Source organism: Colwellia ponticola, from assembly GCF_005885605.1.
GTDB classification, from domain to species: Bacteria; Pseudomonadota; Gammaproteobacteria; order Enterobacterales; family Alteromonadaceae; genus Colwellia; species Colwellia ponticola.
Window position 1 is genome coordinate 126,733 of the sequence record NZ_SZVP01000003.1, and the last position, 23,975, is coordinate 150,707.

The window sequence follows — 23,975 nt, forward strand, 5'->3', positions numbered from 1 at the left end:
TAACTTTCAAATATTAATGTTCGATTTTTTCTTTTTCTTGCCAAACAAGATCACAAATACCATCTTTCGGTGCAAAGCCAGTAGGAGCCTCTAACAGTAATCTACGTATTTCTTCGTGTGCAAAGTTATGACAGGCATCATCAAGTTGAATGAGTAATTTTTCTAGGGCTTTCCATGTCAACGATGTTTCATGCGCTGACATAATTCGACGGTGGTCTGTTTGTGTTACATCATCACCTATTAATAACTCTTCAAACAACTTCTCACCTGGTCTAAGACCGGTATATTCAATAGCAATATCACCATCAGGATTAACTTCGTTTTTAACACTCATTCCGCTTAAGTGCAGCATTTTGATAGCAAGATTAGAAATTTTAACAGGATCTCCCATATCTAAAACAAATACATCACCACCGGTTCCCATAGCACCCGCCTGGATAACTAATTGAGCCGCTTCAGGTATAGTCATAAAGTAACGAATAATATCAGGGTGAGTTACCGTAATAGGCCCACCTGACTTTATTTGCTCTCTAAATAAAGGCACAACTGAGCCTGATGAGCCTAAAACATTACCAAAACGAACCATACAATAACGTGTAGTAGATTGCTTTTGAGCTAGCGCCTGTAAAATTAACTCTGCCATGCGTTTGGTTGTACCCATAACATTGGTTGGTCGCACTGCTTTATCCGTTGATATAAGCACAAATGTTTCAACGTTAGCTTCCATAGCAGCCTCTGCCGCATAAAGTGTACCAAAAATATTGTTTCTAACACCTTCAACAACATTATGTTCAACCACCGGTACATGTTTATAAGCGGCCGCGTGATAAACCGTTTGCACATTAAAAGTACGCATAATAGTCATCATTCTATTTTTTCTCTGCACAGAACCAAGTAAGGCTAATACCTGACAATCGCCGCCTAATTCAGCGGCTTGTTTTTGCAGCTCACCATTAATTTGATATAAAGCAAATTCCGATAGTTCGAATAAAATCAGTTTTGTTGGTTTTTGTAGTAATATTTGCCGGCAAAGCTCTGAGCCAATAGAGCCACCTGCACCGGTAACCATGACAACTTTTTCGAATATATTCGCTTTTAATAACGAATGATCGGGTTTAACGGCATCACGTCCAAGTAAATCCTCAATAGACACTTCACGTAGTTCATCAATTTTAGCTTTGCCACTCACTAAATCAGCTGAGCCTGGAATAGAAAGTATTTCTACACGTAACGACTCAATTTTATTTAGCACTCGAGCTATACGTTTTTTACTCTCTCTTGGCATAGCAAGTAAAATACGGCGAATAGAATGCTTTTCAATTAATTGCGGAAGGTCATTACGACTATAAACAGTAATACCTTGAATAATTCTTTTATGAAACCTAACGTCGTCATCAATAAATGCAATAGGATAATATTCATCACCATGTAGTAAAGACTGTGCAAGTTGCCTTCCCGAAGAACCAGCACCATAGATGATAACTTTTTCTTTATGCTTATTCTTTATTGGTGAAGTTGATAATAATGTTCTTATTAAAAACCGACTGCCACCCACTAAAACCAATAAAAAAGCGGCAAATATTACAGGAACAGTACGAGGTAAACCTATATTTAAAAAGAAAGATAAGAAAACTAAAGACACAGTAGTGACGCATACTGACAAAGCGATGGTTATCGCTGCTTTACTATTTATATATCGAAGAACTGCCCGGTATAAACCAAGTTTAATATTAGCAATTAAGGCTATAGGCAGCAAAGAAGCAAGCAATATCCAAGAGGAGGTATTAAAAAGAATATCAATACTATCTAATCGAACGAGCATTGCAGCCCAAAAAGCAACGCTAACAAAAATAAAATCAGCTAAAAGAGAAATAACACGTTTTGCAGGTCTTGATGCTTGAAATAAAAAATTCATATAAAAATATTGCTTAGTAATAACTTTTCTAATAATTTTGATAAACTATAAGAATATGGATGAGAAATATTGCTGAATATTATACACAAGCAATATTATTTATACCGTTTTATTCAAAGTTTATTTACTAGCTAATTTGAATACTTTATAAATTGTACTACACGTAGTAGCTATCTCTTTTTCTGTTAATGTTGGGTGCACTAAAAACATTAAACTGGTTTCACCTAGTTCTACGGCATTCGGTAAACGCTGTTCAGGCCTAAAGTCGTTGTTATCAAAGGCTTTTTCTAAATACACTTCAGAGCAGCTACCTTGAAAGCACGGTACGCCTTTAGCGACTATTTCATTCACAATACGGTCGCGATCCCAACCGTCAGCTAAAAACTCAGATTTAATAAACATGTAGTGTTTATATTCGGCGTGTTCGCTGTGTGCTGGTACTTCCACCAACCGAATTAAGTCAAACGCTTTAGCGGCTAAATCTAATTGCAGTGCATTTGCTTGACGTTTTGCCGTCCAATCAGCCATGCGTTTAATTTGAATACGGCCAATAGCGGCTTGCATCTCAGTTAAGCGCCAATTGGTACCAAAGCTTTCATGTAACCATCTAAAACCTGGTGGGTGCTCACGGTTATAAATCGCATCCCATGACTTGCCATGGTCTTTATATGCCCACATAGTTTTCCATAAAGTTTCATTATTAGTAGTGACCATGCCGCCTTCACCACCTGTGGTCATAATTTTGTCTTGGCAAAAACTCCACGCACCCACATGACCAATACTACCTACCGAACGGCCTTTATATTTAGCGCCATGTGCTTGGGCGCAATCTTCAATTACATAAAAACCATGTTTTTCACTGAGCGCCATAATGGCATCCATTTCAGCTGGCATGCCGGCTAAATGAACAACAATAACGGCTTTAGTGTTTTCAGTTAATACTTCAGCAATACTTTCTGCGGTAATGTTTTGACTATTTAAATCAACATCAGCAAATACAGGTTTAGCGCCTGCGGTAACAATACTAGAAGCAGAAGCTAAAAATGTACGTGGCGTGGTAATAACTTCATCACCTGCACCTATGCTCATGACTTTTAAAGCAATATCAAGGGCAAGCGTACCATTACCTAAGGCAACGGCATAGTTACTATCAGCCCAGGTAGCAAATTCTTTTTCAAATTCACGACCTTCTTGACCAGTCCAATAGTTAACTTTATTAGATAATAAAACGCTTTGTACGGCATCAGCTTCTTCTTGTGTAAAGCTAGGCCATGGAGAAAATGGGGTATTAAGCATGTTAATTCCTATGGTACAAACAATTCAGCTTCACCTGTGATAACGGCTTTATTTTTAACCGTACAGACAGTAGAAAAAAATACTCTTCTTTTTTTTAGGTCTATTGCTGTAACTTCAGCAGTAGCTGTAACTGTATCACCTAAATAAACAGGTCGTTTAAACTTTAAACTCTGGCTAGCGTAGACACATCCTGGCCCTGGTAGTTTTGTACCGAATAAGGCCGAAAAAAAACTAGCTGAGATAAAACCATGAGCAATACGCTTTTTATATCTTGAATTCTCAGCATACTCATCGCTAACATGTACGGGATTATGATCACCTGATAAACCAGCAAAGGATTTTACATCTGCATCAGTTATTGTTTGAGAGTAACTAACTGACATACCAATTTCAATCAGTTCAATGGGGATAATTCCTGTACTTAACTGCATACATTTTACCTGTTCTTTCGTTTAAAGGATTTTGCGGGGTTTCCAAAAACAACATCACCTGCTGCGACACTTTTTGTTACTACAGCGCCCATACCTACTACAGCACCTTCTCCAATAACTAAAGGTTTATCGGGTGTCCCCTGCTTGAGAATAGCTCCAGTACCTATATATGCATAATTTTCAATTCGAATATTACCGTTACACTTAACACTTGGAGCAAAGGTTACATAATCACCAATATTACAATCATGAGCAACATAACTATAAATATTGGCATGAAAACCTACACCTATTTTTATATTTGAGGTTAAAGTGCAAAAAGGAGAAATGATACTTCCTTCACCGATACTAACGTCATCCATAATTACAGAATTATCAGCTTTTATATCTAAAATATTTATGCCTACATTTATACAACGCTCTGTTAACTTTATTCGAATACTAGAGTCTGCTATAGCTATAGAAATATATTTTTTTTTTGCCTCCAGATCAACAAATTCATCAAACGACAATACCTTTAAACCATTAACTTCTTCAGTTGTTGGTGAATCATCAACAAAATATAAATTTTTTATGTCTTTACTATTTATTTGGGCTCTAAGTAATGGCATAACCTCACGACCAAAACCACTAGCACCAAAGACAGCATATATACATTCAATCATGTTATTCCTTTTTAGAGCCAGTAAACGCGCTCATTGTTACTTCACCGTCGGCACTTATTCCTTCACGAACAAATACTTTTTTAACGGTTAATAATAATATTTTAAAATCTAACCAAAAACTTTGATTATCTACATACCACACATCATAAGTAAATTTTTTCTCCCAGCTAATGGCATTACGGCCATTAACTTGTGCCCACCCGGTAATACCTGGGCGAACATTATGCCTACGAGCTTGTTCTTTGCTATATAAAGGTAAATATTGTACAAGCAACGGCCGTGGCCCTACCAAACTCATATCACCTTTTAATACATTAAATAAACCAGGTAATTCATCTAAACTGATTGAACGTAAAAATGAACCAAAAGGTGTCATACGTTTGTCATCAGGTAGTTGGTTACCTTGCTTATCTGTCGCATCTAACATGGTACGAAACTTCATCATGTAAAATACTTTGCAATGTAAACCTGGGCGTGCTTGAGTAAATAAAATAGGAGAACCTAGTTTTATTCTAACCAATATAGAAACAATTAAAATCACAGGTAATAGTGCTAATAAGGCACTAAGAGCAACTATGAAGTCAAATAGACGTTTCATGATTTAATCTCTTCAAATACAGAAATAAATTTTTTAACACCTACAGCGACAGATAACTCTCGTTGATAAAAATTCAGTGCATTATCTCCTATTAATTTTCGTTCCTCAGCGCTTTTATTCACAAGCGTAATGATTGCATCAGCAATTGAAGTTGAATGGTTAGCCTTACAAGTTACACCCGCTTCTGCTTGTATAATCAAATCTGCAGCATCCCCATTTACCCCCATAACAATGGGTCTCCCCATTCTCAAGTATGCCTGAGTACGAGACGGGATTGTAATAGAGAACAGTTCGTCATCAGTTAAATGTACTAAAAGCATATCCGCCTTATTTAAAAGATCCCCAACTTCTTGCATCGGAACTCTTGGAAGAAAATATACATTATCTAAAGCTAGCTCATCAACTTGCTGTACAGCTTTATCTTTAGCAATTCCGGCACCTAAAAAGACAACATTAACATTTACCTGTTTTCTTTGAAGTATTTTAGCTGCGTTGACTATTGCGGGTAAGCCTTGAGCATTACCTAAGTTACCAGCAAAGAGTAAATTCAATCGACCATTTTTAGGCAAGCGCAAAGTACTTTCAACTCCCCCTTCTAAGGTTTCTTCATCGCACCAATTATAAATCAACTCAAGCTTGGCTTCTGGTACTCCTCTCTCAAGTAATCGCTTTTTAAATCCAGGAGATAAAACAACAACTTTAGACGCTCTTTTATACACAATCTGACAAAAAAACTCAACAAGAGAAAGTGCTTTCTTGTTGTTTAACATACCTGTAGCAGCTAGCGTATCAGGCCAAAGATCCTGTATATCAACAACCAATGGTGCGCGTCTAAAGAGAGATATTAATGTCGCAGATAAAGCCGTCGTCAATGGAGGATGATAACTATAAATAACATCCGGCTTAATTACTGAAAACAACCCACAAAAAAACGATGATGCTGCAAAAGAAATATAGTTAGTAATACGCTTTATTGCTGAGTTATCATGTGCTGGGTAAAGAGGGACACGATGAATAATGACGCTATCTATCTCCTCTTTACTATGAAATTTAATTTTATATCCGGCATATACCTTACCACCGGGGTAATTTGGAAAACCAGTTATAACCTCAACTTGATGGCCTGCCTTAATTAGCTCTTTTGCAAAAAGTAAACCTTTAAAAGTTGGTTCAGGATCAAACCACTGTGTAACAATAAGAATTTTCACTGCTCATCCATTAAGCGATGGTGTCTATATTTAAATAAACACCTTATGCTATTTAATATTTTTTCCAAACCACGCGGTTCACATAATCAGTGTAAGAATGAATAATGCGCACAACCTTATCCGATACATTTGGCATAGAGTAATCAGCCACTTGACGTAAAGTTCTCTCTTCACCACGACGTTGTGTTTCAAGCACTTGTAAAGCTTGCATCACACGTATCGGTTCTAATCCAACCATCATAACAGAAGCTTCTTCCATTCCTTCAGGTCGCTCATGTGCTTCGCGAAGGTTTAAGGCTGGAAAGTTTAAGATTGATGACTCTTCATTAATAGTGCCACTATCAGACAGTACCGCTCTGGCTTCTTTTTGAAGTTTAACGTAATCTCTAAAGCCTAAAGGTCTTAATAATCGAACTAATGGATGAAACTGAATACCTTGAGCATCTATACGGTTTTGCGTGCGTGGATGAGTAGAAACAATAACGGGTTCTCCGTAAGTTTCAGCAACCGTATTTAGTGTTAAGGCTAACTTATTTAAGTTAACATCTGAATCCACATTTTCTTCACGGTGTGCACTAACAACAAAATACTTGCCTGAAGTTAAATCTAAGCGAGTTAAAACATCAGAGGCTTCAATCACATCGGCATAATGAGCAAGTACTTCACACATAGGACTACCGGTTTTAATTATGCGATCAGCTGGTAACCCCTCAGCGAGTAAGTATTCACGAGCTATATCACTATAAGTTAAGTTAATATCTGCAGTATGGTCCACAATACGACGATTAATCTCTTCAGGTACACGCATATCAAAACAGCGATTTCCAGCTTCCATATGGAATATTGGTATCTTACGTCTTTTAGCCGGAATAGCAGCTAAACAACTGTTAGTATCACCTAGTACAAGTAACGCTTCCGGCTGTTCTTTTTCTAATACACCATCAACTGCGATTATAATCTGACCGATTGTTTCCGAAGCGTTCTTACCAGCAGCATTTAAGAAATAATCTGGCTTACGAACACCTAAATCGTCAAAAAATATTTGGTTAAGTTCATAATCATAATTTTGCCCTGTATGTACAATAGTATGCTCACAATGTTCATCTAATTTCGCCAAAACACGAGATAAACGAATAATTTCAGGACGGGTACCAACAATACTTACTACATGTAATTTTTTCATTCTTAAACCTTAAAGTTAATCGTATCTGGTTTCTCACGATCAAATATTTCATTTGCCCACAACATAACTACCAATTCATTTTCACCTATATTAGTAATATCGTGTGACCAACCTGGTGCTGTTTCAACAATACGCGACTCCTCACCATCAACAATTAACTCATAAAACTCACCAGTCGAAATATGTCTAAATTTAAATGAGGCTTTGCCATTAATAACTAAAAATTTCTCTGTTTTAGTATGATGATAGTGACCACCACGTGTAATGCCTGGGTGGGCAGTAAAAAATGAAAACTGACCAGAATCTTTGGTTTTTAACATCTCAACAAAAGTTCCACGTTCATCACTATGGCGAGTCACTGAGTATGAAAACTGCTCAGGTACTAAGTAACTAATATAGGTTGAATAAAGAGCACGAACAAAACCTGCTCCTACCTCTGCCGAAATCATGCTTTCACGGCTTGCTTTAAACTCTTTAAGCAATGAAGCCACTTCACCAACGGTTGTTTGATAAACAGGTTTAACACTATTTAATTGTTCAATACTATTTTGAGTAGTCAACAAACCTACGAATTCATTACAAACATCATCAATATAAACAAGGTTAAGCGCAGCGTCTTTATCATGAATATTGATAGGTAAGCCATTCATAGTGTTATGACAAAAAGTAGCAACTGCAGAATTATAATTTGGGCGGCACCATTTTCCAAACACATTTGGGAGACGATAAATATAAGTTACCGCACCTGTTTTTTGCTGATAATTTGCTACAGCATGCTCTGCTCCAGCTTTACTAACGCCATAAGGATTATCACTCTTAGCTTGAATAGATGAAGTCAATAAAACAGGTGTTTTACGGTCATTTTCAACAAGTGTATCTATAATTTTCTGGGTTAAGTGCGTATTACCTTTCTTAAACTCATCATCATTTATAGGTCGATTTACACCCGCAAGATGGTATATAAAATCAGCGGATTTTACTTTTCTAGCAATGCTAGCATCATCATCATTTCGCGTTATTTTTTCAAGCTTATCAAATCCAGCTTCTTGCAAAAAAACACATAAATTCTTACCAATAAAACCTTCAGCGCCTGTTACTAAAATATTCATTTATACACCTTCAGGAACAATCAGGTTACCCGCTTCAATCTCACACATGAAATCAAGCTTGCGTAAAAGCGTTTTCATGCCTTCAACATCTAAACGTTCAGTATTATGTGAGTTATAGTCTTCAATTGCAGACAAATCTTTATCACCTTTCTCTGTATACTGCGCATAATTTAAATCACGGTTATCTGCAGGAATACGGTAATAGTCACCTTGATCTTGGGCGACAAACATCTCTTCACGACTACATAACGCTTCAAACAGTTTTTCACCATGACGGGTACCAATCACATTCACTTTATGGTCAGGTTTGCCAATTATTTCAAGAATGGCCTGCGTCATCACTTCAATCGTTGCAGCGGGAGCTTTTTGTACAAAAATATCACCGTTAGAGCCATGTTCAAAAGCATGAAGCACCAAATCAACAGCATCATCTAACGTCATCATAAAGCGAGTCATTGACGGATCGGTCAAAGTCAGTGGCGTATCTTCAATAATTTGACGAATAAATAAGGGGATAACTGAACCACGTGAAGCCATAACGTTACCGTAACGTGTACCAGAGATAACAGTGTTAGTTCCTTCCAAATTACGGCTTTTAGCAACAATGACTTTTTCCATCATAGCTTTAGAAATACCCATTGCATTAATGGGATATACCGCTTTATCTGTACTTAAACAAACTACACGGCTTACATTATGGAAAATTGCAGACTCTAAAACGTTTTCAGTACCTAAAACATTGGTTTTAACAGCTTCTAACGGATAAAACTCACAAGAAGGTACTTGCTTTAATGCGGCCGCATGGAATACGTAATCAACACCACGCATAGCCGTTGAGATACTTTGTGGATCTCGAACATCACCAATGTAAAATTTTAATTTTTCATTATTAAATGCTTTGCGCATATCATCTTGCTTTTTTTCATCACGAGAGAAAATGCGAACTTCTTTTATGTCACTCGTAAGAAACCGGCGAAGAACGGCATTACCAAAAGAGCCCGTTCCGCCAGTTATTAGTAGGTTTTTATTTTTAAACATTATTTACCCTATTTTAAATGTTGTATATTTGTAAAAAAAATTAATTCTTCATGTGTTTCTTTATTCATTTTTTTACAAAATTCATGGTTATTATTGGCTAATTCATTTCTTCTATTTTTATTACCTATTAAGAACTTTATTTTTTCTGCTAAACACCCTTCTCTAAGCTCAAAACTCATACAGTTAAATTCTGCGTTCACAAAGTCTGATAAACCAGGTAGTTTTGAAATAACAAATGTTTTATTTAATAGACCGGCTTCCACTGCTGGCCTGCAAAAATGAGGTTCTATTATAGGAAGTACAATCAATTTTGATGCTTGAATATACGACGAAACATCCTCAACCTGTCCAATTATGTCAATAGATAAACCTAGATTTCCACTAGTAATATTAGTGATTTTTTGAATGTCTTGTTTTGTAAAACTGCCTAGGAAACATATTTTAAGTTCTAATCCTTTCATGTACTTAAATTCATTGCAAAGAAAATCAAAACCCTTTATTTTTTGTCCTCCACCTAAATACAGGAGGTCATATTGCTCCGAATTTAACCCCTCCTCTTCGCTCATTACTTTATATTTATTCTTAATGGTGGACAGCTTTGATACGAGGACTCCTGATTTTTTTGCATACAAAGTCCAATCATCAGTTATAGATACAATATAAGAAAATTGATTTAAGGACCAAAGCGTCAAGCGCCCAAAAATTGAATTTGATAAAATAAAATTTTCTTGTACGAGTAATGTAATACTTGTTGTAGGGAGTATAAGTTTCGTAAATATTCCTGCATAGACTTGAATGCTAGATGTAAATATAATGTTTTTTGGTAACTTTTTCACAAAACACTTAAAGTATGAACGAAATAGTGGAATAAATAAGAATAGTAATAAAGCACATAGAGTCGCTCGAAATATATACATCAATTTTATATTTAAGCTTACACCACGATAGTGAGGGACTATCAAAAGAGACATCATAAAAAACATAATTCTAGGAATAGATTCAGTACCTTGAACTGTGTAGTTAATATAATCTTTAGCGTATTTCCCGAACGAAACTATACTTTTTTCCTCACCAGCTTGTATACGCGACACAAAAAACTCTATATATTTTCCTGCGCCTCCTGTGTTGGAAAAATGGGGAATAATCATCATCGGGCTAATACTCTTGCTTTAACATCAATAATTAAAAACTTTATAAGGTGATAAATGTTTTTTAAATTCAATCGATGAAAGAACATATATATAGCAATTCTCTTTTCCACCGTTAAATTACTCTGGATGATTGGGTTTATAGCAGAAAGCTTCTGTTTGATGTATATATCATTATTACTCTTATGCTCCCCATTACCATCATGCCCACGATTCACACTTACACAACGCTTGGGGAAAACACTATAACCTGATAATAGGATAAGATTATAACAAATTCTAACATCAGTTGCTTTCACCTTCCCTTGGATGTCTTCCATTAATACGCCTAACGAACTCGGATCAATAAACCAGAGTTTTAATGCATTTTTTATGGAATGATTTTTCTCATATAAAGAGTCATTATCAAAGTTAATTTCTTTCCACGACTCTCTCCAGGTCGCAAAACCCCAAGGAGAAAAACCACTCCACAAAAATATATCATGTTTACTTTTGGGCGCACAGTCAGGAAATAAATACGAACACACAAACTTTATTTTTCCATCATTCTTATATGCAGCTAAGGAACCATTCATAAATGACAAGAAATTATCATTTACAACATTATCATCCTCTATAAAGATAACGTTATCATGAATATTTAAAATATATTTCATATTACTATGCAGGTTATTATATGAGCCTATATTCACTTTTGAGTCGAGGAGTACGACTTTCTGGAAGCCTTTAATACTTCGAATATAATCTCGAATCATAGAAACTTTCTCTGTATCTTCTGGCTTATATGGAGCATCTGAAGCGATATATAAAGTGGAAGATAGCGATTCCGGGCACCTAATGATAGATTTTATGCATTTATTAAGTGATTCGAGTCTATCGTATACTGTTATTAGAATTGGAGCGTTCATTTTTCACCATTATAAAAATAAATATAAATATGATTGTTAAATATTGAGGGTCAAGAAGTTGAGGTTTGAAAATTGACCATAATAAAGAGGCTTCAACAAATGACATTAAAGCTAAATGTTCAGAGATATTAGAATCAAATGAATTATATAAAGTGGCCAATAAAACCGCAATAATTGATGGGTAAACAACCACCCCCCAAAACCCAAAATCAACATAGAAAAAAAAGAACCATGTAGGGAGAGCATTAAAATAATCAAAGAACGGTGAACCATCCGAAATCCTCACAAACTCAGATAATACTCCACCTAGTTCAATAAATGGCCTAGAGCCTGCATCTTCAATAATAACACCCAATATATGATACACAAATGGCATAACTTGGCTAAAAGTGACTGCGCCGAACTGGAAGGTATCTGGTTCGCCACTTAGTAGTAATTGGTCAAAATACACGATGGAGCCAGTGAAGTATGAAATCAAAGCATAGAATACCATTTCGATACCATCACTCCTGAATAATGAAATAAGTACAATACTAAATGCAACCAAAATGATAACATTTTTATTTTTGGATAATGTCCTATCTTTAAAAGCAAAAATCATATAAATCAGAAGAAAGAAAATCAAATCTCTTCCCGTTGTAAGTACACACCAGATAAGCACATTAAAAAAAGTAAAATATAGTAGCGCTTTATGCTTCAAGCCCAATGCTAAAATAAAACAAAATAATAAACCTGAAGTTAAAATGTGATATAGACCAGCAAAAATCGAAGAGGGAAATAACGATATAACAACACCGCTTCCTGGAACTTCCAATCCAAAATAATAAAATCTTGCTTTCCAATAGTCACCTAAATCGAAACCGATTAAAAACATCATCCTAATTATAAGTAATATCGTAATAACTAAGAATGCATATAAAAAAATACGAGCACATAGGCGTAGTTTCTTTGGACTTCGTAAGTTGCCCAATTTTGTAATTCTAACTTTACTAGACGCCATCGTTAAATATGTAAAATTCATCACGACAATAGAGAGTGTTATATACAAATATACAGATAAAGACACGACATAAAGGTTTAAAATATTTATGTAGCCTAATAACAACCAGAGAAACCACCACAAATTATACAAAAACAACGGATTCTTTCGTGGTACAAGAAACATAACCGTTAGTGATAAAACGCACAATATTGCAAGAAGAAACTCTATCACTTAACTACTCTCTTTTTAAAAAATTAAAAATATTTTCAGCCTGAGCTTTACTATTTCGAGAGTAAATAAACTCCATGGTTTTATGTTTTATCACAGCCTTTTCTTCACTTGAAAAAGAGCTACATTTTAAAATTAATTTTGCTAGTTCAAAGGGGTCATTTGAAGCGAATGGTATCATCACTTGAAAATGGTCATCGGGTATCCCTCTCAACCGACTAGATATTATTGGTGTTCCTGATGCTAGATATTCAGTTAATTTGGAAGGGTAAGAATATTTTACAAAGCTTTGACTATTGTCTCGAATATTAAGCAAGAAATCAGATTTTTTTTGTATGCTGGAGATAGCATATAAAGGTGCTAACCCATGATATGAAATGTTCTTAATAGCATTTGACCTTTCTATTAAATACTCTGAATCACATCCCGAGCCATAAATATGTAATGTTAAACTTTCAGGTAAAATCGCAAATGCATTTATCATAATATCTAAGCCGTATTTTCTATTTATTGTGCCCGTATACGTAAATACTAACTTTTCATTTTCATTTTCATTTTCATTTTCATTTTCATTTTCATTTTCATTTTCATTTTCATTTTCAAAAATTGAATCGACGACTAAACAAGGGCTATTCGGATTGAAATCTTTCGCCAATAATTCAGATATTACAATAGAACGATTAAATTTGGACATCAAAAATTTGGATATCAAAAACTCAAGCCATCTTAATTTTCTTTTGAAGAAAGAGTCGATATTACTGCCTTCTGCAGGAGGGTCTGTCCATACTGAAACCAACTTCACACGAGTCAACTTCGAAATCAAATAAGAAGATAATAAAAATGGAAAATGGACAGAATACACGATCAAATAGTCCACCTTTTTTTTTCTAAAAAAGCATTCAATAAGCAAGTAGTACATTGAAAATAGAAATCGAGTAATAATTTTCAATATCGATTTATTAACAAATGGCATATATATATTTTCCACCACATTACCTTCATCATAGATAGTTTCTTTATGAGCAGGTGAAAATAATATTGAACATAGAGGAAAATCAGATATTGGATAAGAGGATAAAAACTTTACATTATGGTGCTTCATTAGGCATCTAGATATTTTCGAATGATAATTATATGTTTGGGTACTTGGGTAACTGTCTACTTTATTTAGTTTCTCTCTTATAGTTGGAGATGTGTGGAACCCCAGAAAGATCACATTTTTTTTATTATTCATATTTAACATACTACTCATACCTACAACTCTACATTCCAATTTACCAATACATTGAGCATTACGAATAATTATAAGTCTATAGCCTTAGATTTAACTTTATAGTAATTATTAACATTGATTTTTGCAATAATTTGGCCTAAATCATTCAACTATAGAATAAGATGTACTGAATAATTTTAACTAAAGGCCTATTTTACTCGTTTCAAACCTACTTTTTGGGATAAGAACAACCTTATTTTTTGAGATGAAATGATTGAAATAACAAATAGAAAAACAAAGACAAACCCTACAAATACTAGGGAATAGAGCCTATTATCATTTAAAAAATATAGATTTGCAAAATAAAAAATACAGGCAAAAATTGATACTGGCAATATGACCTTAAGACAGTCGTTTATTAACCATTTCACATGTAACCCGGATTCTATTTTTGAGTGTATGTAAGCAACCCATATAAATAAGTAAAAAACATTCATAACAAGCCATACATAACCAGCCCCAACCCCACCAAAATAATTTGCTGCAAAAGTAACACAAGGAATTAATATGGCAACTAACCCAACATTACCAATCAAATGATAACGTAAATTTCCTTTAGCGTATTGAAGGTAGTAGGCAAACGATGAAAAACTTAGAAGTAAGTTACCAGCTGCGTACAGTTGAAGTACTGGTGCAGCCTCTTCAACTAAAAGGGGGTCGCCAGTCCAAGCTAGCAAAAAAGGCCTTGCAGTTGCAATTAATGTTAAGGAAACAGTTCCTGCAATAACCGCAACTAACTGCGAAGAGTCTTTATAAACCTCAATCATGTCACTGTGTTTTCCTTCAGCGTACAAACTTGCCATTCTTGGCATGACCGCGACACTAATAGGCCCTCCTAAAACTAAAATACCGTTAGCAAGTAACACAGCCAGAGTAAAGTAACTATAACTATCTAAAGATAAAATTCCAGATAATATTAATTTATCTGTTTGTGTCACGAGTACCCAAATTGATGCAGTCAATGCGATCGTTAATGAAAACTTAAAAATTGACTTTATTGGCTTAATTGACCAGCCAATATTGGTTGGACCATTAACCTTCGGGATAAAACACCTGGCTTTAGCGTTCAAAACAACCACTTCGATAAGTGCAATAACAAGTTGATGCATAAAAAACACAAATGGTGTAAAACCGAAGTACCACATACTAAGAAATACACCAATAAACCTTAAACTAGCAATGGCTGCAGTAAAACTGCTCAGCCACACCAACTTTTCAAACCCTGTGATTACACCACGGTATAAGCCGGTTATCCAACGAAGAGCGACGCACACAGCCATAATTTGAACGGCTACAATTACATCTCCAACAAGTAATTCAGTTAGATTCAACCAGTGTGTTGCTATTAACTCTGATAGTAAAAAAAGCACCGTTCCACCAATTAACGCGACTCCAGCAAAAATTACTAATAAAGCACGATATAATTGATTAAACCTTAGTGGTGTACTAGCCCCCCCATTATAACGTGCGGCTTCTCTACTTATAGTCGGGGTCAACCCCATGTCCAAGACTGAAAACCACGCCTGCAGTAAGGCAAAAAATCCTACTAAGCCATAAGCTTCACTTCCCATATATTTAATATAAAGAGGTAATAAAATAATACTTATTACAGTAACGTATATTTGGCTAACATAATTTGCGATGATATTTTGCTTAAGCACTCTGGCATTACTCTTTATATTTAACTTCAAGTTTCAATAAGTCTTTTTTACGTTCTTTTATTTTTTTTATTGGGTTACCTACGTAGATGGACCACTCTTTGCAGTCAGTATTAACAAGACTTAATGCTCCAACTGCGACACCATCTTTTACCTGAACTCCAGGTAACACAACACAACCACAACCAATAATGACATGTTTACCAATATACACATCTTGATGGCTTACATTTGTGTAACAAGGTGGAATTGTTGGATTTGTCATTGCACCACCAGAGTAATCATCATTACTTGAATAGATAGAAACTCTTGATGATATATTAGAGAAATTACTTAGCTGTATTTTTCCGGAACCGATTAACGAAGAATAAATTGCTATATGAACATTCTCGCCTATTTCGATCCCTCCCTCTCCAGCAGAGAGCACTACAAAATCATCAATTCTAGTATTGTTGCCGATAGATATTCTTCCATGGCCATAAATACTCGCTTTTTTTGAAATTGACACATTATCACCGAGCTTGTTAAACCCTAATTTTTCTAACTCTTCTATTGTGTAAAAACTCATTTAAAACTACCTAGCGATTCACATATTAATTTCACAATAAGATCAATATCATCAATCACCATATAAAAATGCAACGGTAAGCATAAAATAGTTTGTGATAACTCTTGGCTATTATTGCTTGATAACACTTTTTGCTCCTTGAACACCATATCCAATGAAGGAGAGAAATACTGCCGACATTGTATTTCATTGTTTTTCAAGGTGCTTTCAACTAAAACTCGTTCCTCTATGCTCTTTAAATTAATTGGCATATAAGCGCCGTTAAAGTTAGCCCCATCATGCCATTTAGGCATTTCAACAATACATTTTAATCCCTCTCTGTAAGCACTAAACAAGTTACTTCTATGTTCTATTATAGCCTCAACATCATCCAGTATTGTTAAGCCAACAGCACACTGATATTCATTAAGTTTTGCATTAATACCCGCTTCAGTAATATTGCCTTTTTCATCTATTCCAAAGTTGATCAGTCGCTTAGCTCGCTCAAAATCAGCTTTATGCTTAAAAACAATAGCCCCACCTTCAACGGTATGAAATACTTTAGTAGCATGAAAACTTAGCGTACTAGCATCACCAAAACTGAGAACAGATTTATCACCGATATTGACGCCAAAAGCATGAGCTGCATCATAAATAATATTTATTTTATTTTTTCCAGCTAAGTCATCAAATTTCTCTACATCACAAGGATTACCATATACGTGCGTTGCGACAATGGTATCAATATCTAAATTTGCATCCAAAGCTTGTTGTGCTTTTTGTGGGCATAAATTATAAGTTTGTTTATCGATATCACTAAAAGAGGTTTCGATATTTTGCCATATCAATGAACTCGCTGTAGCAACAAAGCTAAAAGGTGTTGTTAATGCACTTTTTACATTCAGTGCTTTATAGGCGATTTGTAACGCCAGTGTACCATTAGATACTAGCAATAAATTTTCTACGCCTAAGTATACCTCTAAGCGTTTTGTTAACTGTTGATGTAGCGGGCCAAAATTTGTATACCAACCACTCTCATTAACTTGTGCTAAGTATTGAGTCAATTTGTCCAAATTAGGCTTAATAGGCTGATTTAAATTAATTGTCACTTTATTTCCTACTATTCAGTTATCAAGCTGATTAAATACTGCCCATAACTATTTTTCATCATAGGTTTGGCAAGCTCTTTTAATTCAGGCGCCGACAACCAACCATTATTAAACGCGATCTCTTCTAAACAAGCTATTTTAAAGCCTTGTCGATGCTCTATTGTTTGTACAAACTGCCCAGCTTCAAGCAATGACTCATGTGTACCTGTATCTAACCAAGCAAAGCCACGCCCGAGCATTTCTACACCTAGCTCACCTTTTTCGAGATAGGCGTTATTAATGCAGGTTATCTCCAGTTCACCACGTTCAGAGGGCTTGATTGATTTTGCAATTTCAACCACCTTGTTATCGTAAAAATATAATCCTGTTACGGCATAATTTGATTTTGGATTTTTTGGTTTCTCTTCAATAGATAATGCTTTCATATTTTCATCAAATTCAACAACACCAAATCGCTCAGGGTCTTTTACTTGATAACCAAAAACTGTTGCACCTTTTCGTTTTTTAGAGGCGTTAATAAGCTTTGGAGAAAATCCTTGCCCATAGAAAACATTATCACCTAACACTAAACAAACATTATCATCACCAATAAATTCTTCACCAATTATAAATGCTTGCGCTAAGCCATCAGGAGTTGGTTGAACTTCGTAGCTAATGTTTATACCAAACTGAGTTCCATCACCTAATAAGCGTTGGTAACCGCTAATATCATCAGGCGTCGATATGATTAATATATCTTGGATACCTGCAAGCATAAGTACTGATATTGGGTAAAAAATCATAGGTTTATCATAAATAGGTAATAGCTGCTTAGATACGCCTTTCGTTATTGGGTAAAGTCGAGTTCCTGAGCCACCTGCGAGTACAATGCCTTTCATATTATCCACCTAAACGTTCACGTTGATATGAGCCATCTTGCACTCGTTTACACCACTCACTATTTGCTAAATACCATTCGACTGTCTTTCTTAGTCCAGTTTCAAAGGTTTCCACGGGAACCCAGTTCAACTCTTTTTCAATTTTATCTGCATCAATGGCGTAGCGCATATCATGCCCTGGTCTGTCTTTAACAAAAATAATTTGTTCTTTGTAGTCTGCTTGTTGTGGAACTAATTCATTTAAAATTTCACAAATAGCTTTAACAACATCAATATTTGCTTTTTCGTTATGACCACCAATATTATATGTTTCACCAACTTTTCCTTTGGTAGCAACTAAATATAATGCTCTAGCATGATCTTCAACATACAACCAATCACGTATTTGTTGACCATCACCATAAATAGGTAATGCCTTACCGTCTAATGCATTTAATATCATTAAGGGTATTAATTTTTCAGGGAAATGGTAAGGGCCGTAATTATTCGAACAATTAGTAATTACTGTTGGTAAGCCATAGGTTCTTTGCCAAGCTCTAACCAAATGATCACTTGATGCTTTAGATGCAGAATAAGGGCTACTTGGTGCATAAGAAGTATCTTCTGTAAATAAATCTTCAGGGCCATCTAAATCGCCATAAACTTCGTCAGTGGAAATATGATGAAAACGAAATGCTGACTTTTCCTGTTCGTTTAATGTTAACCAATATTTACGGCTTGCTTCTAATAACGTATAAGTACCTACGATATTGGTTTGAATAAACTCACCTGGGCCATCTATTGAGCGGTCAACGTGTGACTCTGCTGCTAAGTGCATAATTACATCAGGTTTATATTTCGATAATACACGGTCTAACTCAGCTCGGTTGCAAATATCAACTTGTTCAAAGTTATAACGTTCATTACCTTCTACTTCTACTAATGACTCTAAATTACCCGCATAAGTAAGTTTATCTACATTAATTACAGAATCTGATGTATTTTGGATAATATGGCGAATAACAGCAGATCCGATAAAGCCTGCGCCACCTGTGACTAATATTTTCATTGGATAAACCTTACGTTATTATTAAAATTTTTCACAAAATTCATTGCTTACATTAATATGCGATAGCATAAACATGAATTTCAAAGTATTTAAGTCTTCGTTTCAGAGAGATAAATAGAATCTTTTATTAAGCATCCGACTTATAAAATATAATTATTTAATTTGAAGGCTTGTAACCTTATTTCTATGGCTACTGGGGTGAAAAGTTTTATTGCAAGTAATGCGAAGAAGAATGCGGTGATGCCTGTAGCTAGAATATACATAGTTGTGTTCCAATAACCTCGCTTAATTGCCTTTAGTAAAGGCTTTTAAAATCAATAAAATATAGTTTGAAATAGCTATTTTACTAATTAATTAGCTTGTCCCTTATTTAATAATTATTTTCCATTTTACGACGAGCGAGATTATACGTGTATTTATAAATTATTGCAGCAAGATTTATTATTTTTATTAGTGCTTAATTTTCACAACCCTATCTCGATTAACGCATTAGGTAATAATTGCTGGTATTGCTTTTTTAATATGGCTTTAGCTGCTTCATCACCGTGCACAATTAAAATATGTGTTGGTTTAATACGCATGCGTTTAACAAAGTTAATTAACCCTTGTTGGTCAGCATGGGCTGAGTAGCCACTAATGATGTGGGCGGTGGCTGCAATGGTAATTTTTTTACCGTCAATATAAACATAACCGCCAGCTTTGCTCTTTGCTAGATTATGTTTTGGCGCGTATTTTTGAATATCTCGCCCGAGCGTACCTTGCGCTTGATAGCCAACAAATAAAATATCTGCTGTTTGGTCAGGTAAAAATTGTTTTAGGTAATTGACTATGCGGCCGCCGCTACACATGCCACTGGCGGCGATAACTATTGCCGGTTTGTTTCTTTGGGCTAGGTAGTCAACTGTTTGTATATGCTCTTGATGAGAGTTTACCGTGTAAAGTTGTTCAAAGCTTAATGGGTGGCGACCAGCGCTAAGTGTTTTTTTAGCTTCGTTATCCCACAGTTCTTTAAAGTTATTGTATTGCTCGGTAAATTTAGCGGCCATGGGTGAGTCAACAATAATGTCAATATTTTGCCAAAAGCTGTTTTTATGTTGTTTTTTTTGATGATGGATTATGTTTTCTAATTCGTAAAGCAGCTCTTGCGTGCGGCCAATACTAAAGGCAGGGATAAGTACTACACCATTGTCTTTTACCGCTTTTTCTATAATATTTTTCAAGTTTTTAGTGCGTGATTTTCTGCTTTGATGATTTTTATCACCATAAGTAGATTCTATTACTAGGGTATCGGCACGATATGGGCTTTTAGGCGCGGGTAATAATGGTGCGTAAGGCGCACCTAAATCGCCAGAAAATACCACTCGATGTTTTTTGGTTTTAGTGTTATTTGCTGTTGGTGTGGTTAGTTCAATTTCTACATAGGCCGATCCTAAGATATGCCCTGCTACTTGAAATTTTATTTTGGCTGTGCTTTTTGTTTTGACCTGAGAGCTTAACTGGGTGCTTAATGAGTTTACCGGTTGCCATTTTTTATATTCAACGCCAACAAGTTGGTTATTCAATAATTTCAAACAGGCTTGAATAATAGATTGATTACGGGTTACGCCGACTTTAAGTGCATCTTCAATCACCAATGGTAGTAATGCCGCGGTTGCTATGGTGGCGTAAATAGGGCCTTTGAATCCAGCGGCAAGTAGATAAGGAATACGACCGACGTGGTCTATATGACAATGGGTAACAATTAGCGCTTTTACTGTGCTGATATCAAAGTCTATGGCTAGGTTTGCTTCAATATCATCATTGTTGGTGTGGTCTTTTTCTGTGCCTTGAAACAGACCACAGTCTATTAGCACTGAGTTATGGTTGTCGATATGAAGTTGGTGGCATGAGCCTGTTACGCCATTTACTGCTCCGTGATGTTGAATGCGCATAGCCAGTCCTTTGTGTTGGTGTTAATAGTATTATAATAGTTAATTTTCGCGGTAATGCTCGGTAAAAGACTTTTGGGGGATGTTTTAAAAAAAGGTAAAAATAATTATCAACACCGAGGACACCGAGGCGCTTCGCGCGCACAGAGAAAATTATTTAAAAGGTAGTTTGACGGCCTAAAGGCCGACCTACAAAAGAGCGTAGGTAATGGTTGTTGGCGTGTAGGTCGGGGTTTACCCCGTCAAAAATATCAGCAATAGGGTTAGCTTGACGGCCTAAAGGCCGACCTACACAAGAAGGTTCACGCAATCTTCAGTGATAATGGCACTTTGTAGGTCGGGATTTATCCCGTCAAAAACATCAGCAACCTGATTAGCTTGACGGCCTAAAGGCCGACCTACAAAAGAGCCTAGGTTGTTGGCGTGTAGGTCGGGGTTTACCCCGTCAGAAATTGTAGGTCGGGATTTATCCCCGTCAAAAACATCAGCAATATGATTAGCTTGACGGCCTAAAGGCCGACCTACACGGGAATACTATGCAAAACCCAGTGATGTTAAAACTGGATCTCCGGAGCTGTATTTATTTTTTAGAGAAGTAACGGATAAGTACAATAAGTACTGACAATATACCGCCAAGCATGGTGCCTAGTACTACTATTAAGGCGCGTTTGGGTTTGGCTTTTTCTTCTGGCGCGTTAGCTGGGTCAATGGTTTTTAGTACATATTCTTTTGATACTTCTGCCAACATAATTGTTTTAGTTTGCTCTTCAATTAGTTGGTAAAATATTGTTTGCATATCAGCTAGTTGAATTTCATTTAACTTGTTGGTTAAGTAGTTAATACTGCTTTGCGCTTCAAATTTATCTTGCTCGCGCATAGTGATATTAATGTCGTTAACTAACCAGGTTAACCATTGTATGGCAATTTCTGGTGAATAATGTTCAATAGCCAAGGTGATCATGCCATTTTCTTTGTCGGTTGTTACCGATAAAACAGCTAAAAAGGCTTTATAAGCTTGCCACATTGAAGGTTCAGGTTTTTTGGGGGCTTGAACTTCTCTTACCCAGGCTTTAGTTTCTGCATTGTACATTTCATCGTTAATTATTAAGGTATTGGTTGTAATATCCCAACCTTTGGCGGCCATTAGGGGCACCAGTAATTGATGTTTGCTGATGAAGTTTTCAAGAAAAACCCGTGACTTTAACACTTGCAGTGCTAAACCGGTTTTGTCAGTGCCGCCACCGCCTAAATTAATGCCTGCAAGGCTAGCTAAGCCACCAAATTGTCCCGCCATTTTACCTAAACCACCAGCTCCGCCTTGCTCACTTGCCGGAGCTAATAAGGTAGTTGCTTTATAAATGTTAGGTTGTTTTATAGCGTAAACAATTGAAGAGATGGCAAAAATAGCACTAATGGCGATGATTATTAGTTTGCCTGACCAGATAGCATGCCACAGTTCAGCTAGGTCTATTTCATCATCTTGATTTTGGCTATTTTGTAACAGTAGTTGTTGCTGAAGTAATTGTTGTTGTAACAATTGCGCATTGACATCATTGGGTGTTGCTTGAGAGCTCTTATTTAAGGTATCTACTGATTTTGACACTTTTCACCATATCCAATTGGCCTTTGTTGATTGTATTAACTGAACAAACAACAATAAAATTTTCGGCATTATACGAATAATATTGACAAAGTGAAAGGGGCAAGTCGTTTGGTGCGTTTAATAAGATAAACATCAGTTAAAGCGCAAGGGATAATTGTCGCGTAGGTCTGGGTTTAGCTACAATAGGACTGCTTTCTGTAGGTCGGGGTTTAGATACGATAGGACTGGTTTCTGTAGGTCGGGGTTTACCCCGTCAAAAAAATCAACAATATGATTAGCTTGACGGCCTAAAGGCCGACCTACAAAAGCTGCTTAGCTGGTAGTTTTGCTGTAAATGTAGCTCGGGGTTTAGCTGCAATAGGACTACTTTCTGTAGGTCGGGGTTTAGGTACGATAGGACTGGTTTCTGTAGGTCGGGGTTTACCCCGTCAAAAAAACATCAGCAATATAATTACCGTGACGGCCTAAAGGCCGACCTACAAAAGAGCGTAGCTGGTAGTTTTGCTGTCAATGTAGGTCGGGGTTTACCCCGTCAAAAAAATCAACAATATAATTAGCTTGACGGCCTAAAGGCCGACCTACAAAAGCTGCTTAGCTGGTAGTTTTGCTGTAAATGTAGGTCGGGGTTTACCCCGTCAAATAGCTTTATTGGTAATAATAGCTATATTAAACTTAGGTAGTGAGCAAACGGCAGAACTTACAATTTAAAGGATCTAGTTATGTCATGGAGCGAGTTAAGAAAAGGTCGAATTTCACAAGCACAAGGTGAGTACTTCATTACTTTTAATAGTTATAATAAGCGGCCATACTTTAATAATTTCGATTTGGCCTGTTTGTTTTGTCAATATATATCGGTGCATGAAACTAAATATCAGTGTACTTGGCTCACCTGGGTTTTAATGCCCGATCATTTTCATGGTTTATTGCGTTTAAATGTTAACGATCCCGGATTATCTCAAGTTGTTGGTGCATTAAGAGGCGCAAGTAGTTTTATTATTACTAAAAAGTTAAATGGGGATAATAAACTATGGCAACCTTCATTTTATGATCGTGCTTTGCGCATTGAAGATGATAGAAAAAATATAGCGAGATATATTATTGCCAATCCTTTGAGAAAAAAATTGGTTAACCATATTGGAGATTATCCTTTTTGGAATTCAATATATTTATAATTAATAAACTTCAAGTTTAGCTGCATAAGAGATATTACCGTGACGGCCTA

Annotated in this window: 21 protein-coding genes; 1 reads left to right on the forward strand and 20 read right to left on the reverse strand. The window is 35.9% G+C overall.

What is annotated here, in order from left to right; translation table 11 throughout:
• Positions 1-13: 13 nt before the first annotated feature.
• The 20 genes from FCS21_RS05295 to FCS21_RS05390 form a co-directional block, all read right to left on the reverse strand.
• On the reverse strand, positions 14-1,915 hold the full coding sequence (locus FCS21_RS05295; protein ID WP_138621158.1) for a nucleoside-diphosphate sugar epimerase/dehydratase: 1,902 nt from the start codon (positions 1,913-1,915) through the stop codon (positions 14-16).
• 120 nt (positions 1,916-2,035) lie between these two features.
• Positions 2,036-3,211 carry a DegT/DnrJ/EryC1/StrS family aminotransferase gene (locus FCS21_RS05300; RefSeq protein ID WP_138621159.1) on the reverse strand — a complete coding sequence of 392 codons (1,176 nt, stop codon included), beginning with the start codon at positions 3,209-3,211 and terminating at the stop codon, positions 2,036-2,038.
• An 8-nt stretch (positions 3,212-3,219) separates the two neighbouring features.
• Positions 3,220-3,642, reverse strand: coding sequence for a MaoC family dehydratase (locus tag FCS21_RS05305; RefSeq protein ID WP_138621162.1), 423 nt, complete (start codon positions 3,640-3,642; stop codon positions 3,220-3,222).
• Positions 3,643-3,647: 5 nt separating this feature from the next.
• Positions 3,648-4,307 (reverse strand): acetyltransferase, encoded by a 660-nt coding sequence (locus tag FCS21_RS05310; protein WP_138621164.1) that lies wholly within the window; start codon positions 4,305-4,307, stop codon positions 3,648-3,650.
• 1 nt (position 4,308) lies between these two features.
• Positions 4,309-4,905: a sugar transferase gene (locus FCS21_RS05315; RefSeq protein WP_138621166.1), complete on the reverse strand. Its 597-nt coding sequence runs from the start codon at positions 4,903-4,905 to the stop codon at positions 4,309-4,311.
• Entirely contained in the window at positions 4,902-6,113 is a 1,212-nt protein-coding gene (locus FCS21_RS05320; protein WP_138621169.1) for a glycosyltransferase family 4 protein, read from the reverse strand. The genes FCS21_RS05315 and FCS21_RS05320 overlap by 4 nt, the downstream gene beginning before the upstream one ends.
• A gap of 52 nt (positions 6,114-6,165) precedes the next feature.
• Entirely contained in the window at positions 6,166-7,296 is a 1,131-nt protein-coding gene (gene wecB / locus FCS21_RS05325; RefSeq protein WP_138621171.1) for a non-hydrolyzing UDP-N-acetylglucosamine 2-epimerase, read from the reverse strand.
• Between the two features lie 2 nt (positions 7,297-7,298).
• The gene (gene wbjC, locus FCS21_RS05330) at positions 7,299-8,405 is read right to left on the reverse strand and encodes a UDP-2-acetamido-2,6-beta-L-arabino-hexul-4-ose reductase (RefSeq protein WP_138621172.1); all 1,107 of its coding nucleotides are present in this window, start codon (positions 8,403-8,405) and stop codon (positions 7,299-7,301) included.
• A complete protein-coding gene (locus FCS21_RS05335; protein WP_138621174.1) occupies positions 8,406-9,443 on the reverse strand; it encodes a polysaccharide biosynthesis protein in 1,038 nt (345 codons plus the stop codon).
• An 8-nt stretch (positions 9,444-9,451) separates the two neighbouring features.
• Complete coding sequence (locus tag FCS21_RS05340; protein WP_138621176.1) at positions 9,452-10,594, reverse strand: glycosyltransferase; 1,143 nt, start codon at positions 10,592-10,594, stop codon at positions 9,452-9,454.
• A complete protein-coding gene (locus FCS21_RS05345; RefSeq protein WP_138621178.1) occupies positions 10,591-11,499 on the reverse strand; it encodes a hypothetical protein in 909 nt (302 codons plus the stop codon). Before FCS21_RS05345 ends, FCS21_RS05340 begins: the two co-directional genes overlap by 4 nt.
• Positions 11,465-12,664, reverse strand: a complete 1,200-nt coding sequence (locus FCS21_RS05350; RefSeq protein WP_246047055.1) for an O-antigen polymerase — start codon at positions 12,662-12,664, stop codon at positions 11,465-11,467. The genes FCS21_RS05345 and FCS21_RS05350 overlap by 35 nt, the downstream gene beginning before the upstream one ends.
• A gap of 52 nt (positions 12,665-12,716) precedes the next feature.
• Positions 12,717-13,811 carry a glycosyltransferase gene (locus FCS21_RS05355; RefSeq protein ID WP_171035638.1) on the reverse strand — a complete coding sequence of 365 codons (1,095 nt, stop codon included), beginning with the start codon at positions 13,809-13,811 and terminating at the stop codon, positions 12,717-12,719.
• Positions 13,812-14,131: 320 nt separating this feature from the next.
• The gene (locus FCS21_RS05360) at positions 14,132-15,673 is read right to left on the reverse strand and encodes a lipopolysaccharide biosynthesis protein (RefSeq protein ID WP_246047034.1); all 1,542 of its coding nucleotides are present in this window, start codon (positions 15,671-15,673) and stop codon (positions 14,132-14,134) included.
• Positions 15,651-16,208: an acyltransferase gene (locus FCS21_RS05365; RefSeq protein WP_138621186.1), complete on the reverse strand. Its 558-nt coding sequence runs from the start codon at positions 16,206-16,208 to the stop codon at positions 15,651-15,653. Before FCS21_RS05365 ends, FCS21_RS05360 begins: the two co-directional genes overlap by 23 nt.
• Complete coding sequence (locus tag FCS21_RS05370; protein ID WP_138621188.1) at positions 16,205-17,296, reverse strand: DegT/DnrJ/EryC1/StrS family aminotransferase; 1,092 nt, start codon at positions 17,294-17,296, stop codon at positions 16,205-16,207. Before FCS21_RS05370 ends, FCS21_RS05365 begins: the two co-directional genes overlap by 4 nt.
• Positions 17,297-17,307: 11 nt before the next feature.
• Complete coding sequence (gene rfbA, locus FCS21_RS05375; RefSeq protein WP_138621190.1) at positions 17,308-18,174, reverse strand: glucose-1-phosphate thymidylyltransferase RfbA; 867 nt, start codon at positions 18,172-18,174, stop codon at positions 17,308-17,310.
• A 1-nt stretch (position 18,175) separates the two neighbouring features.
• Positions 18,176-19,222: a dTDP-glucose 4,6-dehydratase gene (gene rfbB / locus FCS21_RS05380; RefSeq protein WP_138621192.1), complete on the reverse strand. Its 1,047-nt coding sequence runs from the start codon at positions 19,220-19,222 to the stop codon at positions 18,176-18,178.
• Positions 19,223-19,686: 464 nt separating this feature from the next.
• Positions 19,687-21,153: an MBL fold metallo-hydrolase RNA specificity domain-containing protein gene (locus FCS21_RS05385; RefSeq protein ID WP_138621194.1), complete on the reverse strand. Its 1,467-nt coding sequence runs from the start codon at positions 21,151-21,153 to the stop codon at positions 19,687-19,689.
• 577 nt (positions 21,154-21,730) lie between these two features.
• The gene (locus tag FCS21_RS05390; protein ID WP_138621196.1) at positions 21,731-22,753 is read right to left on the reverse strand and encodes a Wzz/FepE/Etk N-terminal domain-containing protein; all 1,023 of its coding nucleotides are present in this window, start codon (positions 22,751-22,753) and stop codon (positions 21,731-21,733) included.
• A 719-nt stretch (positions 22,754-23,472) separates the two neighbouring features.
• Here FCS21_RS05390 and FCS21_RS05395 point away from each other — a divergent pair.
• Positions 23,473-23,925, forward strand: a complete 453-nt coding sequence (locus FCS21_RS05395) for an REP-associated tyrosine transposase (protein ID WP_138621197.1) — start codon at positions 23,473-23,475, stop codon at positions 23,923-23,925.
• Positions 23,926-23,975 lie beyond the last annotated feature (50 nt).